The 14,998-nt window shown below is 74.0% G+C and carries 12 protein-coding genes; 4 read left to right on the top strand and 8 right to left on the bottom strand.

Annotation, left to right across the window (positions count from 1 at the left end):
* Positions 1-79: 79 nt before the first annotated feature.
* The 4 genes from C1I92_RS09490 (at position 80) to C1I92_RS09475 (ending at position 7,710) form a co-directional block, all read left to right on the top strand.
* Complete coding sequence (locus C1I92_RS09490) at positions 80-760, top strand: FadR/GntR family transcriptional regulator (RefSeq protein WP_158564058.1); 681 nt, start codon at positions 80-82, stop codon at positions 758-760.
* Positions 744-3,173: a PQQ-binding-like beta-propeller repeat protein gene (locus C1I92_RS09485; protein WP_111254424.1), complete on the top strand. Its 2,430-nt coding sequence runs from the start codon at positions 744-746 to the stop codon at positions 3,171-3,173. The genes C1I92_RS09490 and C1I92_RS09485 overlap by 17 nt, the downstream gene beginning before the upstream one ends.
* A gap of 165 nt (positions 3,174-3,338) precedes the next feature.
* A complete protein-coding gene (locus C1I92_RS09480) occupies positions 3,339-4,895 on the top strand; it encodes a hypothetical protein (RefSeq protein WP_111254423.1) in 1,557 nt (518 codons plus the stop codon).
* Positions 4,896-4,923: 28 nt separating this feature from the next.
* Positions 4,924-7,710, top strand: a complete 2,787-nt coding sequence (locus C1I92_RS09475) for an FG-GAP-like repeat-containing protein (protein WP_146605076.1) — start codon at positions 4,924-4,926, stop codon at positions 7,708-7,710.
* A 58-nt stretch (positions 7,711-7,768) separates the two neighbouring features.
* Here C1I92_RS09475 and C1I92_RS09470 read toward each other — a convergent pair whose 3' ends face one another.
* From C1I92_RS09470 to C1I92_RS09435, 8 genes are read right to left on the bottom strand one after another with little or no spacing between them, the layout of a single operon-like run.
* Complete coding sequence (locus tag C1I92_RS09470; RefSeq protein WP_111254421.1) at positions 7,769-8,719, bottom strand: Gfo/Idh/MocA family protein; 951 nt, start codon at positions 8,717-8,719, stop codon at positions 7,769-7,771.
* Entirely contained in the window at positions 8,716-9,501 is a 786-nt protein-coding gene (locus C1I92_RS09465) for an amidohydrolase family protein (protein ID WP_111254420.1), read from the bottom strand. The genes C1I92_RS09470 and C1I92_RS09465 overlap by 4 nt, the downstream gene beginning before the upstream one ends.
* A complete protein-coding gene (locus C1I92_RS09460) occupies positions 9,498-10,232 on the bottom strand; it encodes a cysteine hydrolase family protein (protein WP_111254419.1) in 735 nt (244 codons plus the stop codon). Before C1I92_RS09460 ends, C1I92_RS09465 begins: the two co-directional genes overlap by 4 nt.
* Positions 10,229-11,119: an NAD(P)-dependent oxidoreductase gene (locus C1I92_RS09455; protein ID WP_111254418.1), complete on the bottom strand. Its 891-nt coding sequence runs from the start codon at positions 11,117-11,119 to the stop codon at positions 10,229-10,231. Before C1I92_RS09455 ends, C1I92_RS09460 begins: the two co-directional genes overlap by 4 nt.
* Positions 11,116-12,186, bottom strand: coding sequence for an oligopeptide/dipeptide ABC transporter ATP-binding protein (locus C1I92_RS09450; protein WP_111254417.1), 1,071 nt, complete (start codon positions 12,184-12,186; stop codon positions 11,116-11,118). The genes C1I92_RS09455 and C1I92_RS09450 overlap by 4 nt, the downstream gene beginning before the upstream one ends.
* Complete coding sequence (locus C1I92_RS09445) at positions 12,183-13,199, bottom strand: ABC transporter ATP-binding protein (protein ID WP_111254416.1); 1,017 nt, start codon at positions 13,197-13,199, stop codon at positions 12,183-12,185. The genes C1I92_RS09450 and C1I92_RS09445 overlap by 4 nt, the downstream gene beginning before the upstream one ends.
* On the bottom strand, positions 13,196-14,053 hold the full coding sequence (locus C1I92_RS09440) for an ABC transporter permease (RefSeq protein ID WP_111254415.1): 858 nt from the start codon (positions 14,051-14,053) through the stop codon (positions 13,196-13,198). Before C1I92_RS09440 ends, C1I92_RS09445 begins: the two co-directional genes overlap by 4 nt.
* A complete protein-coding gene (locus C1I92_RS09435; protein WP_111254414.1) occupies positions 14,050-14,994 on the bottom strand; it encodes an ABC transporter permease in 945 nt (314 codons plus the stop codon). Before C1I92_RS09435 ends, C1I92_RS09440 begins: the two co-directional genes overlap by 4 nt.
* Between the last annotated feature and the right edge of the window lie 4 nt (positions 14,995-14,998).

Here is a 14,998-nt window from a genome sequence, read left to right as displayed (position 1 = left end):
CACAGCCACGGCGAGCGAAGACGACCGCCTCACCCGGAGGCTGTCCGACCACGGACGCAGGGTGCCCCTGGGTGTCCAGGTGGCCGAGCGCATCCGGGCCGACATCTCCAAGGGCGGCCTGCAGCCCGGCGAGGAGCTGCCGTCCGAGGCGGAGTACGGCGAGCGGTTCGAGGTCAGCCAGCGCGTGGTCCGCGACGCGCTGCGCACGCTGAACAACGAGGGCATCATCTCGACCAGGCAGGGCAAGCGGGCCGTCGTGGGCAGCCTGCGCCCGGCCGCGATGAGCAACTACATCCGCTTCCTCGTCGACACCGACCCGTCGGCGATCGACGAGCTGATGGACTTCCGCGCCCTGCTCGAGGGGCACGCCGCCCGGCTGGCCGCCGAGCGCGTCACCGACGACGACGTCGCGCGGCTGCGGCAGGCCGTCGCCGAGGTGGTGAGGACCGGCGACGACCTCGAGGCGCGCGTCCCCGCCGACCTGCGGCTGCACGAGCTGATCGCCCAGCTGAGCGGCAACCGGCTGATCGACAGCATGCTCGAGGTCCTGGCCGAGACCCTGGCCGAGGAGCGCCGGCGCGGCGCCGAGATCTTCCAGTCCGCCGGCATCGGCCACGAGCAGACCAACGACCAGCACCTCGCGCTCGTCGAGGCGATCGCCGCCCGCGACGGCGACGCCGCCGAGCGGTGCGCCGTCGAGATCGTCAAGAGGGCGGGTTCCTACTGGTCCAGCACCACGTTCCATGGGCAGCCGCGCTGAGGCGTCAGGCGCCGGCGACTGGCCGGCGCCGCGCGCCGACGGCGCGGACTGCGCGTTCAGCGCGCTGACCGGGACCGGGGCGCCGCCCCGCGTCACCCGGAGCTGGGCCACCGGGGCCGACGTCCGGCAGGTCGCCGAGTTCGCCGGCCCGGACGGGGCCCCCTGCGTGCTGGTGCTCGCCGGCGCGACGCTGCAGGCGTGGCGCTGGTCCGGCGAACCGCTGTGGTCCGACGGCGTCTCCGCCGTCACCCGGGTGCTGCACGTGGCCGGCGCGACCGCGCTGGCGCTCAGCGGGGAACGGCTGGTGCGCCGGCTGGACCTGCTCACCGGCGCCGAGACCTGGCGCGGCGAGGCGCCCGACGGGACGAACCTGGGCGGTCCCGGCTCGTCCAAGCTGGCCGTCGTCGACGGCCGGCTGCTCTGGTTCGCCGCGCCCGGCTACGCCACCGCGATCACCTGCCGTGAGCTGCTGCCGGGCGGCGATGTCGCCACCCGCTGGGTGCACGAGTTCGACGGGCACTACGACGCCGGCTTCGGCCCGGTCATGGTGGTCGCCGACGTGCTCGGCGCCGGCACACCACAGCTGGTGCTGTCGACCCGGACCGGGTCCAGCTACGGGACCGGCGACGACGACGTCAGCACCGAGCGGCTGGTGCTCGGCCGCGAGGACGGCAGGCTGCTGCAGCTGCTGCTCTCGCCGTCGACCGGAGAGACGATCGCCGAGGTGGACTACCGGCCCGACCCCGGCGACTACCCGTGCGCGCGCCCGTACGGGCTGCTCACGACCGCCGCCGCGCCCGGCGGCCGGATCATCGTCATGGTCAGCTGCCAGGTCGAGGAGTACTACGCGGTGACGTCGGTCCGCGACGGCGCGTTGTCGCGGGCGTGGGGGCGCTTCGTCGAGAAGGACTGGCCGCACGACGCGCAGGAGCTGCGCCCCCAGGTGTCCTCCGTCGTCGAGCGGCCGGGCGAGAACCCGTGGCTGGTCACCGGCCACCACGACGGCATGACGTGGACGACGGTGGTCGACGACGCGGTGACGGGCGAGCGGCTGGGCTCGCTGCCCGGACACTACTTGTGGGGCATGTCGGGATCGGCCGCCATCGTCTCCCCCGCGGCCGTGCGGACGCTGAGCGGCGCGGAGCCGACCCTGTCGGTCGCACTGCCCTCGTTCGAGGTGGTCGCGTCCCACGACGGGCACCCGGTCACCTGCGGGACGGACGAGCTGCCGGCCGGGGTGTCGTTCCACGCCGAGCGGCGCTCGCTGGTGCCGCTCGGATCCGGCGTGGTGCTGCGGCTGCCGTCGGGCGAGGCGGTGGCCTGGTCGCCGGCCGACGGCTCGACCGTGCTGCTCGGGGTTTCCGACGTGGCCGCGGCTCATCCCGGGGCCGGTGGCGCCGTCGTGCTGGTGGACTCCGACGGCGTCCTGCACCGGACGGCGCCCGGTGGCGTCGTCCGGCCGTCGGGACGACGGGCCCAGGCGCTCGCCGCCGGGTCCGTGCTGCTCCTGGACGGCGAGCGGACCAGCCGGGCGGTGCTTCCGGACGGCACGGTGCACGCGCTGCCGGGGCGCGTGGTGGCGGCCGGCGGTGGCGTCGTCGCCTGCCTGACGCCCACCGCGGTCGAGTGCTGGCGGGTCGGACCTGACGGCGTGACCCCGGCCGGCTCGGTGGTCACCCGCGGCCGGCCGAGCCACGCGGTGCTGTTCGGCGACGCCCCGCTGCTGCTGGTCGCCGAGAAGACCGGCGTACACACCGCCGCCGTCGGCGTCTACCGGCTGGACGGGACTCCGCTCTGGCAGGACCTCGACCACGGTCCGCACCCCAACCTGCCCGCCGTGGCGCGGACCCCGCAGGGCCGATGGCTGGCCGCCTACGACGACCACGGGATCCTCACGGTGCGAGACGCGCACACCGGCGAGGTGGTGACGAAGGACGACTGGACCGCCGCCTACACCACCCCCGTCCGGATCGACGACCCGCCCGGCTGGCTGCGGGTCGGCGGCGTGCACGGGATCGACGCCATCGACGATGCCGGGCGGGTGCGGTGGCGGCACCACGGGACGCTGTGGCGGTACTTCCCCGGCGAGGCGGCGCTGGCCGGGACGGTGCTCGGCTGCATGACCCGCGAGGGTGCGCTGGACGCCTTCTCGGCCGTCGACGGACGCCCGCTGTGGAGCGTCGCGCTGGGCCCGGTGGCGTCCCGGCCACCGCTGGTGGCGGCCGACCTGGGCGCTGGGGCGGCGTTCGTCACCGGCACCGCCGCGGGCGAGCTGGTCGCCGTGGCCGTCGGCAGCGGTGAGCGGCTGGACTGGTCGGTGGGTCTCGGCGCCGCCGTCGAGACCCTGGCCGTCGCCGGACCGGGACTGCTGGCCGGCACCGCCGACGGGATCGTGCACGAGGTCGCTCTCTGACCGCTCCCATGATCATCAACCTTCTGCGACGTCAGAGCAGCCGCAAAGGTTGATGATCATGGAAACGTCTCCCCCGCTGAAACGGGGATGGACGCCGCATTTCCACTCGTGATAGGACCTAGGTCCTGAAACTAAGGTCCTAGGTCTGTGGTAAGGAGCTCCCCAATGCCACGTCGTCACCTGTTCCGCACCCTCATCGCCACCGCCGCCGCCGCGGGCATGGTCGCCGCGAGCCTCGGCCTGGCCGCGACCCCCGCGCATGCCGTCGGTCCCGCGGACGGCACCGTCATCCAGCTCGCCGACGGCAGCTACCTGCCGATCATGCCGGTCACCGGGCACGCCGGCGTCCTGGCCGTCGGCTACCGCGTGAGCGGCGGCCAGCTGCGCGCCTACGACCAGGACGGCGTCCAGCTGTGGGCGCGGTCCACCACCGGCACCCAGCTCAGCGGCGGCTACGACTTCGACGCCGACGGCTGGCCCGACGTCGCGGTCGTGATCTCCGCGACCACCGGCACCTGCGGCGTCAGCCCGCACACCACCACGACGCTGCACTTCTACCAGGGCGCGACCGGCACGCAGCACACGCCGCTGAGTCCCATGAGCGACATCTGCTGGTCGTTCCCCGGCACGACGCCGTATCCGACGCACCAGTGGTCGGAGCTGACGCCGCTGTGGGGCGACGAGACGACCACGCTGCTCGCGTCCCCGTACTACGCGACGACGTCGTGGTACCTCGGGTTCAGCGGCGGCGCCTTCAACGCCTCCAACGCGCTCTACTACCCGTCGACCTCGTCGTACGACGCGACGTACACGAACTCGCAGCCGAACACGTACCCGACCGGCACCGACTACATCCAGTACGCGCACGTGGCGAACGGGCTCATCACGTCGGTGAGCGGGCAGAACCGGGCCGTCTTCTGGACCACCGGCCGGGTCGTCCAGTACGCCATCGGGCCGCTCAGCAGCAGCCAGCTGGTCGCCGACCGCCCGTACCTGACCGGCGGGCGCACTGACATCGCCGCGCGCAACTACGGCCTCGTCGGGGTCGACCCGGGCAGCCCGAACTCCATCGCGCTGCTGGCCGGGACCAGCAACTACTCGCTCTACCAGGACGCCATCACCGGCACCCAGAGCTACGACGTCTGGGGCGGCATCGAGCGGCACGTCTCCATCTACAACGCGGCCGCGAACACCATCGACGACCGGTTCTTCAGCTACGCGCACGACGCGAGCGACGGGCACAAGTACCAGAACCGGGTCAGCTACCCGGCGCACCCGTTCGTGCAGCGCTCCGGCGCGTCGCGGCTGGCCTACAACGTCTTCCGGGACGGCCGCTGGCGGCTGCACGTCAGCCAGCCCGGCTCGACGACGTCGCTGTACGAGCTGGACGACGTGTTCCTGTGGGACATCGTCGACGTGAACGGCGACGGGACGAAGGAGTGGCTGATCAGCCCGACCCGCTACGCCTCCGACCCGCTGGGACCGTCGTACTACTTCCCGAAGTGGCAGACCAGCGCCTACCACTGGAACGAGACGTCGCTGACGCTGACCACCGTCGCCACCTTCACCGACGCGATCCCGTACCTGCAGAAGACGTTCACCACCGCGAACACGACCAGCAGCGACGGCTCGCTCGCGCCGGCGCACATCGTCGCCGACACCGGCGTGCGCCAGCTGCTGGTGCGCACGAGCTCCGGCACCGTCGAACGCCGCACGCTCTGACCCTTCCCCGCACGTGATCGGAGACGACATGCCCGCATTACGTCGCCGGACCTTCCTCGCCGGCGCCGCTGCCACAGCCGGCGTCGCCGCGCTGCCCGGCCTCGCCACCGCCGTCACCGGCGGGGCCGGCAGCACCCCGGGCCAGTGGCCGCTCCCCCGCGCCGACGCCCGCAACACCGGCCACCAGCCGCTCCCCTGCGGCCTGCGCCGCCAGCCGAAGGTCGTCGCCAGCACCTACCTGGGCGGGTCGACGCCCTGGGTGATGGCGGCGGACCTCGACGGCGACGGCTCGACGTCGCTGCTGTTCATCACCGCCGGGTCGGTCGTCGCCACCGGGCCGGCGCTGGAGCCACGCTGGACGGCGCCGGGCCTGGCGCCCTCCGACATCGCCGGCGTCTACGACCTGGCCGGCGACGGCGGCCGCCAGGTGGTCGTCGTCGGCACGACGACCGTGACGGTGCTCGACGCGGCCACCGGCGCGAACCTGTGGACCCGCGACTTCGGCGCCGTCGTCGCGCTGACCTGGATGAGCATCGGCCCGATCGCCGACGGCGTCGCCGGCCAGCAGATCGTCGTCTGGCCGTACCTCAGCACGCACGGCATCGCGATCGCGTTCGACGGCGGCGTCGCGCAGGCCTACGAGCTGTGGCGCACCACGCCCGAGTACGAGGACTGGGCCTACGCCCCCGAGCTGGTCATCGGCGACATGGACGGCGACGGGCGGACCGAGCTGGTGATCGCCGCCTACGCGTCGATCCGCGCCTACGACGGGACCACCGGCGCGCTGCGCGACACCGGCTCCGGCTGGCGCGGGCGGGCGGACTGGAAGGCCGGGCCGGACATCGACGGACGCAACTACGGCCAGATCCAGCTGATCGAGCTCGACGGCGACGGCCGGCTGGAGCTGGTCGAGGTCTGCGACGGCGTCACGCTGCACGTCGCGGCCGTCGACAGCGACGCCGACGGGCTGGGGCTGCTCTGGGACGAGTTCGTCGAGTTCCCCGAGAGCGGCAAGGCGCTGCGCACCACCGTCAACGGGATCGGCGACCTCGACGGCGACGGGCGGGTCGAGATCGCGGTGTCGGTGTTCGACCACACCGGCGACGGGCGCTGGCACGTGCTGGTCGTCGACGCCATCGACGGGTTCGGCACGGTCAAGGCCGACCTCGCCGACCGGTATCTCTGGGGCGTCCAGGACCTCGACGGCGGCGGCACGAGCCAGTTGCTGGTCGGCGTCGCCACGAGCCAGACGCCGGCCGCCGTCGCGGACCTCGAGGTGTACGCGCTCGACCACGCCGGGGCCTGGGCGCCGGTGTGGTCGCTCGCCGGCGCGCAGTACGTCATGGATCCGCACACGCCGGTCCCGGCGACGCTGAGCCCGCACTCACGCACCGGCCGGTCCGAGATCCTGCGCGCCGGGCCGCTGGCCTCGTTCGTCGTGCGGACCGGCGGGCAGTTCCGCGGCTTCACCTACGCCGGCGGCGCGATCACCCAGACCTGGACCCGGGCCGACGACGGCGGCGTGCTGCACCGGGCCGGCGACCTGGACGGCAGCGGCACGGCGACGGTGCTGCTCCAACGCCGTTCGGGCGAGTTGGTCGCCGAGGACGCCGCCGGCGCCGTCGTCGGCACGACCCGGCTGGGCGCGCTGGTCTGCGACCCGATCGTCGCCGACCTGGACGGACGCGGCCGCAGCAGCGTCGTCGTCAGCGCATTCGACGAGATCCGGGTGCTCGACCTGCGCGGCAGCGCGTTCCGCGAGCGGTGGCGCGTGCCCGGCCGCGGCGAGTACGTGTACCTGGGTGGGCTGCAGTCGGCGACTGCGGCCGACCTCGACGGCGACGGCCGGGCCGAGGTGGTGTTCGTCGACGCGGACGGGGCGCGGTCGCGGCTGAGGGTGCTCGACGGGGCGGGGAACGAGGTGTGGAGCCACGTGTTCGCCGACCTGCCGGCGCCCACGTTCGCAGGCCCCAACGGCGTGTACCTGTGGACGTTCGGCGACTTCACCGGCGACGGGCACCTCGACGTCTACGCCGGCGCGAACAAGGCCGGCTACAACACTGAGGTGTCGCGCATCCTCGACGGCCGCGACGGCACCCTGCTGGCCACCCGCGACAACGACGGGCCCGGGCACGCGGGCGGCCAGTTCGGCCCGTGGGTCGGCCCGCCGGCGGCGGCGGACACCGACGGCGACGGCGTGGACAACGTGTTCTTCCTGGCCGCCGACCTGCTGTACGACGTCAACGGGACGGACTTCGCCGACCCGGGGATCGTGCAGGGGCACGTCGGGCTGTACCACACGCCGATCCTGGTGGACGTCGACGGCGACGGCGCGCTGGAGGTGGTGCTGGCGGCCGGGTACGACTACCTGGACGTCGTGACGTTCGCGTCGTCGCCGGCCGGGAGCACGCTCTGGCGGGTCGCCACCGCGCCGGGCGCGCACCTGGGCCACCAGCCCGGCATCGCCGACGTCGACGGCGACGGCCGCATGGAGCTGGGCGTGCTGCTCAACGACGGCTCGTTCGAGTGCCGCGACGCCGCCACCGGCGAGCTGCTGTGGACGCACGACCTCGGCTCGGCGGGCAGCTCCGTCATCACCGTCGACGCCGACCGGGACGGCCGGCCCGAGTTCGTCGTCGCCACGGCCGACGGCCGGGTCGTCTGCCTCGCCGCGGCGGACGGTCAGCCGCTGGTGAAGTGGACGGTGGAGATCGGCCACAAGCTCGGCGACGTCATCGCGGCCGACGTCGACGGCGACGGCCGCAGCGAGCTGCTCGTCACCGCCGACGACGGCTACCTCTACGTCATCGCCTGACGTCCGCTGGGTCACCTGATCGTTCTCCAGGGAACGATCAGGTGACCAACGCGCCACGTCAGTCCGGGAGCGAGCCGGCCTCGAGGAGGGACTGGACCCGGGCGGCCGGCACCACGTCGGCCGCCTGGACCAGCGGCGCCGGGCCACCGGCGGCCGCGGCGAGGAAGGCCCGGTCCTGCGCGGCGACGGCGGCGAACTGCTCGTCCGCGACCTCGCCGCCGTCGTAGACGACGGCGCCGTTCTCCCGCAGCACGGCGCCGTCGACCTGGAAGGTCAGGTCCGGCGCGATCACCAGCACGTCGCTGATCGAGGCCCGGCTGTGGTACGAGATCGCCACCGACGCCAGCCGGCCGTCGCCGGTCACGAGGGCGGCGGCGACGTCCATCGGCGAGCCGCTGCCCGGCCACGGCGGCCCCGCGGTCCCGGCGACGGTGACCGGCTCGGCCGGGCGCAGGTGCCACAGGGCCGCGTCGATGATGTGCCCGCCGTGGTGCCACAGCGCGCTGTCGGTCCAGTCGCGCACCTTCCCGGTCCAGCCGACGTCGCTCTGCCGCAGCATCAGCTGCCGCACCACGACCAGCGTCGGCAGCGTGCCGGTCTCCTCCAGTCGCCCGGCGATGCGCCGGTGCGGCTCCCAGTAGCGCAGCGTGTACCCGGCGGCGGCCACCCGGCCGGCCGCTGCTGCGGCGTCGGCCACCGACACCGACTCGGCCAGCGACAGCCCGGTCGGGATCTCGCACAGCACGTGCCGCCCGGCCTCCAGCACCGCCACCGACTGCGACGCGTGCAGGTGGCTGGGGGTGGCGACGATGACGGCCTCGACGGCGTCGTCGGCGAGCAGCTCGTCCAGCGTCGCGTACGTGCGCGGCACCCGGTGGGCCGACGCGAACGCGGCCAGCTCGTCCGGCTTCGGCCCGGCGACGGCGACCGGCGTGACGCCGATGCTGGCCAGGGCCTGGGCGTGCAGGTCGCCGATGGCGCCCGGCCCGAGGATCGCGACCCCGGTCATGACGATGCTCCTTCCGTGACGGAGGCGGGCAGCCCGAACACCCGGGCGGCGGTGCGGCCGAGGACGTCGGCCGCCTGCGCGGCCGACAGCCCCCAGTGCGACAGCGCCAGCTCCACCGCCGCCGAGTACTCACCCGGAGCCAGCCCGGCCCGGTTCCAGTCGCCGCTCCACATGATCCGCTCCGACCCGAACGCGGCCAGCGACCGCTCCAGGTACGGCAGCGCGTCCGGGTACGGGTACGGCGCCGCGGCGTTGGCGAAGAAGCCCGACCACATGATCGTGACGTTGGGCAGCGCGGCCAGCGCGAGCAGCCGGTCGAACGCCGCGATGTCGGCCGAGCCGGGGTGGTAGCGGAACCAGCCCAGGTGCTCCAGCCGGACCCGCAGCCGTGGCCGCTCGGCGACCATCGCGGCGAACCGGCCGGCGACGACGCCGTCGAACGGACCGGTGACGCTCGCCACCGCGGACTCCGAGTCGAGCAGGTCGAACACGGCGTCGCCGCTGCCGTCGGGCAGCCCCGTCGGCGGCACCCGCAGCCCGGCGAACCCGTCCGCGAGCACACCGCCGGCGTCCTCGACGCGGTCGACGATCGCGACGCCGGCGAACCGGGCCGGATCGGAGCGCAGCACGCCCCGCAGGTAGCGGTTGTCGGCGTTCCCAAGATGCTGCACCAGCACCGCGCCGGCGATCCCTGACTCGGCCATGACCGGCACGTAGTCCGAGATCGGCGGGTACTTCGGCGGGCCGGAGTGGACGTGCGCGTCGATGACGGCCGGGCTCATCCGGCGTCCACCGTGGCGCAGGCCGCCCGGAAGTCCTCCGCCGTCGAGGTGTAGCCGACGTTGCACTCGATGTGCCGGATCGCGACGAAGTTGGCCCAGCCGCCCTCGCGCGTCTCCGGCCACTCGAACGTCGACACGCAGTCGCGCAGCACGATCACCCGGTAGTTGCGGTAGAGCGCGTCGACGACGGTGGTGCCCAGGCAGAGCCGGCTGTCGAACCCGACGACGACGAGGTTGCGCACGCCGCGGTTGCGCAACGCGCTGTCGAGCTCGGTCTCGTGGAACCCGCTGTAGTACTGCTTGCGGACGAGGACGTCGTCGTCGTCCGGCGCGATGACCTTGGAGTGTTCCAGGATCGGCGTCGGCGGCTTCCAGTCGGTCAGCACGTCGACGCCGGTGACCCGCAGCGACAGGTTGCGCCACTCGTTGCCCTCGTCGATCCCGGGCGACAGGTAGTTGGTGAGGTAGACGGTGGGCAGCCCGACCGCGCGAGCGGCGTCCTTCACCGGCCGGATCCGGTCGCGGACGATGTCGCGCATCTCCTGGTCGACCGCGTAGATGCCGTCCAGCCCGTCGGCCGGCTCGTCGTCGAAGCCCGCGCCGTACACGTCGACGAGGAGCAGCGCGGTGTCGTCCAGGCCGAGCTCGAGCTCCTCCACGGCGTGGCCGAGCGGGTCGGCGATGGTCGGCTTGAGCCGGTAGTAGCGGCCGGGCAGGCGCAGGGCGGTCATGGTCGGTCGTCCTCCTCGACGGTGGAGTGGTCCCGGACGGCGTGCCGGTACAGCGCCTGGGTGCCCAGGTCGCCGCCGCCGGCGTCGGAGAGCCAGCGGTAGCGCTCCTGGGCGGACCGGCCGGCGGCGAGGTCGAGCCCGTGCTCGTCGCCCGCGGCCAGCGCCAGCGTCAGGTCCTTGATCATGTGGTCGACCTTGAAGCCGGGCGCGAGGTCGTCACTGGCCAGCCGCGGCCACATGAAGCCGAGCAGCGGGCCGGCGCCGAAGCCGCGGCCGACCACCTCCGCGACGACGGCCGGATCCAGCCCGAGCGCGCCGGACAGCGCCCACGCGTCCGCGATGCCACCGGCGATGCCGGCGATCAGCAGCTGGTTGACCAGCTTCAGGCTCTGCCCGGCGCCCGGCCCGCCGACCAGCACCGCCGTGCCGAGCTCGGCGAACACCGGCCGGGCCAGCGCGAACGCCTCCGGCGTGCCGCCGGCCATGATGGTGAGCGTGCCGGCGGCCGCGCCCGGCGGGCCGCCGGACACCGGCGCGTCGAGGGCCGCGACGCCCCGGTCCGCGGCCGCGGCCGCGATCCGGCGGGCCAGCTCCGGCGGGCCGGTCGACATGTCGGCGACGACGGCGGGCGGCTCGGCCGCGGACAGCAGCCCGTCCGGCCCGAGCACGGCCGCCTCGACGGTCTGCGGGTCGGGCAGGAACAGGATGGCCAGGCCGGCGCCGTCGCCGGCGGCCGCGGCGGAGTCCGCCCAGCCGGCCCCGGCGGCGAGCACGGGCTCGGCGCTCTCCTGCCGGCGGGTGTGCACGGTGACGTGGTGGCCGGCGTCGACCAGCCGGCCGGCGACGGGCAGCCCCATGAGACCGGTCCCGATGACGGCGATCCTCACCCGACCTCCTCGGACACGACGGACCGAACCGGCGCCGGCGGCTCATCGCCGGCGAAGTGACAGGCGACCGCGGACCCGCCGGCGGCGGCCCGCAGCGCCGGCCGCTCGGTCAGGCAGCGCTCCGGCCGGCCCAGCTGCAGGTGCAGCGGGCACCGCGACGCGTAGTGACAGCCCACCCCGGTGACCGGCTCCGCGCCGGCCACGGCGGCCGCGGTGGACTCACCCGCGTCCGGCGCCGCGGCCGGCGCGTCGGCCGCGCTGACCTCGGCGCTGTCCCGCTCACCCAGCCCGGGCACGGCCGCGATCAGCCGGCGCGAGTACGGGTGCAGCGGATGCTCCAGCAGCCGCTCACGCGGCGCCACCTCGACCAGCCGGCCCTGGTAGAGCACGGCGATCCGCTCGCACAGGAAGTACACCGCGCGCAGGTCGTGGCTGATGAACAGCAGCGACAGTCCCAGCTCGCGGCGCAGCCGGGCGAACAGGTTGAGCACCTGCGCCTGCACGGACACGTCCAGCGCGGAGACCGGCTCGTCGGCGACGATCAGCCGCGGGCCGAGGCTCAGCGCCCGCGCGATGCCGATGCGCTGCCGCTGCCCGCCGCTGAACTGGTGCGGGTAGCGGTCCAGCATCGACGCATGCAGGCCGACCCGCTCCAGCAGCTCGCCGAGGGCGGCGTCGCGGCCGCCCGGCGCCGGCAGTCCGTGGATCTCGTACGGGTCGGCGAGGATGTCGCGGATCTTGCGCCGCGGGTTGAACGCGTGCTGGGTGTTCTGGAAGATCATCTGGACGGTGCGCCGGTAGGCCAGCAGCTCGCGGCCGCTCAGCCCGCCGACGTCGCGGCCGTCGACCCGCACCGTCCCGCCGGTCGGGGTGAGCAGCTTGGCCACCACCCGGCCCAACGTCGTCTTGCCGGAGCCGCTCTCGCCGACCAGCGCCAGCGACTCGCCCGCGGCGACGCTCAGCGAGACGTCGTCGACGGCGAGATGCGTGCGCCGGCCCGGCAGCAGCGCGCGGCGGGCGCCGAACTCGTGCGACACCCGCTCGATGGACAGCAGAGGCTCGGTCATCGGCGCACCTCCTCCAAGGAGCTGGCATCCAAAGGGAAGTGACAGGCGGCCTGGACGGAGATCCCGTCGGCGCTGCCCGGCCAGGTCGAGGTGCACTCCTCCGGCTCGCCCAGCGACAGATGCCGGCGGCAGCGGGCCTGGAACCGGCAGCCGCCCGGCCAGGCGCCGGGGTCCGGCGGCATGCCGGTCACCGTCTCCAGCTGCTCCGGCGGGACGCCGCCCAGCGGCGGGATGCTGCCGAGCAGGGCGGCGGTGTACGGATGCCGTGGGGACGTGAGCACCTCGTCGACGCCGCCCTGCTCGACGACCTGTCCGGCGTACATGACGACGACCCGGTCGCAGATCTCCCGGACCGTGCTGATGTCGTGCGTGACGAACACGATCGCCGAGCCCAGCTCGTCGCGCAGGTGCACCAGCAGCTTCAGGATCTCCGCCTGGATCGACACGTCCAGTGCCGTCGTCGGCTCGTCGGCCAGCAGCAGCCGCGGCTCGTTCTGCAGCCCCAGCGCGATCGCCGAGCGCTGCTGCATGCCGCCGCTGAGCTCGTGCGGGTACGCGGCCAGCGCCTGCTCCGGCCGGGGCAGCCGGGCCCGCCGCAGCGCGTCCAGCGCCCGGCCGCGGCGCTGCTGCCCGGTGAGCTGCGGCTGGTGGGTGCGCAGGCTCAGCCGCAGCTGTCTCCCGACCCGGGCGACGGGGTTCAGCGCGGCGCCGGCGTCGGACGGGATCAGCGCCACCTGCCGCCCGCGCAGCGACCGCAGCACGGACGGGCCGGCGCCGAGCAGGTCCTTGCCGCCGAACGTGATCGAGCCGGCGGCGACCCGCCCGCCGGCCGGGAGCAGGCCCAGCAGCGCGAGCAGCGTCAGGCTCTTGCCGCAGCCGGACTCCCCCACGATGCCGACGATCTCCCGCTCGCCCACCTCGAAGCCGACGCCGTCGACCGGCCGGGACGTCGCCGCCCCGTGGCCGAACTCCACCGCGAGGTCGCGCACGCTGAGCAACGGCTGGCCGGTCATGTGCTGGCTCCCTGCGGGTCGAGCCGGTCGCGCAGCACGTCGGCCATGATGTTGATGCCGAGCACGACCAGCAGGATCGGGACACCGGCGATGACGCCGATCCACGGATGGCTGAGCACGAACCCGCGCGACTGCGCCAGCAGCGCGCCCCAGGACGGGTCCGGCGGCTGCACGCCCAGGCCGAGGAAGCCGAGCCCGGCCTCGTCCAGCACGGCGAATCCGAGCAGCACCGTCGTCTGGACGATGAGCAGCGGCAGCAGCGCCGGGACGATCTCCTTGCGGATGATCCGCCACGGCCCGGCGCCGATCACCCGGGCCGCGTCGGTGTAGGCGAGGTCGCGCACGCCGACGACGGCGCTGCGCACCAGCCGGGCGTAGAACGGCCAGAACGCGAGCCCGAGCGCCAGCAGCGTCGTGCTGAACGACGGCCCGAACAGGCCGACGATGCCGATCGCGACCAGCAGCGTCGGGATGGCGAAGAACAGGTCGACGACGCGCATGACGGCGAGGTCGACCCAGCCGCCCAGGTACCCGGTGAGCAGGCCCAGCGGGATCGCGATGGCCGACGCGAGGGCGACGGCGCCGAGCGCGATCAGCATGGTCATCCGGCCGCCGACGGCCATCCGGGTGAACAGGTCCCGGCCGAGGTCGTCGGTGCCGAGCCAGTGCTGCGCCGACGGTCCGGCGAAGCGCGCCTCCAGGTCCGTCGCGTTCGGGTCGTACCCGGAGATCAGCGGCCCGACCAGCATGAACAGGGCCAGGATGCCGAGCAGCGCGCCGCCGACCCAGATCTTCCAGCCCCGCTTCACCCGGGGGCCGGCGGTCGTCGCGGCCGCCACCGCCACGGCGCTCATGTGAGCCTCACTCTCGGGTCCAGCAGGCCCTGCAGGACCTCGGCGATGACGTTCACGACGATGAAGATCACCCCGTAGATCAGCATCAGCGCCTGGATCATCGGATAGTCGCGCTCGCTGACGCCGGCCGCGACCAGCCGGCCCATGCCGGGCCAGTTGAACAGCTCCTCGACGATGATCGAGCCGGCCAGCAGGAACCCGACCGTCAGCGCGATCGCCACGATCAGCGACGGCAGCGAGATCCGCAGCACCACGGTCCGGGCCACCGTGCCCTCCGGCAGGCCCTGCGCCCGGGCGTAGGAGACGCTCGGCTCGCCGCCGGTCTCGACGACGGCGGTGCGGGTGAGCCGGGCCAGGTACGGCGCGATCGCCAAACCCAGGGTCAGGCTCGGCAGCACCAGCAGCCGCAGGTTCTGCACCGGATCCACGTCGAACGGGACGTAGCCCTGGCTGGGCAGCCAGCCCAGCTGCAACGCGAGCAGCAGCATGAGCAGCGTGCCCAGCCAGAAGCCGGGGGTGGCCAGGCCGACCAGCGTGGCGCCGGTGATGACGTTGTCGGCCCGGCCGCCGCGCCGGAACCCGGCGTAGAGGCCGGCCGGGATGGCGATCAGCAGGCCGACCAGCAGGCCGCCGAGGGCCAACTCCAGCGTCGCCGGGATCCGGTCGATCAGGATGTCCGACACCGGCATCCGGGAGCGGTACGACAGCCCGAGGTCGCCGGTCACCACGTTGCCCAGCCAGCTGGTGTACTGCTGGTACCAGGGCTCGTTCAGGCCGAGCTGGTCGCGCAGCCGCGCGACCAGCTCCGGATCGCTGTTGACCCCCAGCATCGCGGTCACCGGGTCGCCCGGGATGACCCGGACGTAGGCGAAGGCCAGGATGCTCAGCCCGAACAGCAGCGGGATCGCGAGCAAGAGCCGACGTGCGATGTACTGGACCACCTGC

This window comes from Jiangella anatolica (assembly GCF_003236295.1).
GTDB lineage: Bacteria > Actinomycetota > Actinomycetes > Jiangellales > Jiangellaceae > Jiangella > Jiangella anatolica.
Note: the sequence above shows the minus strand (reverse complement) of the source record. Positions and strands in the feature narration are given on the sequence as shown.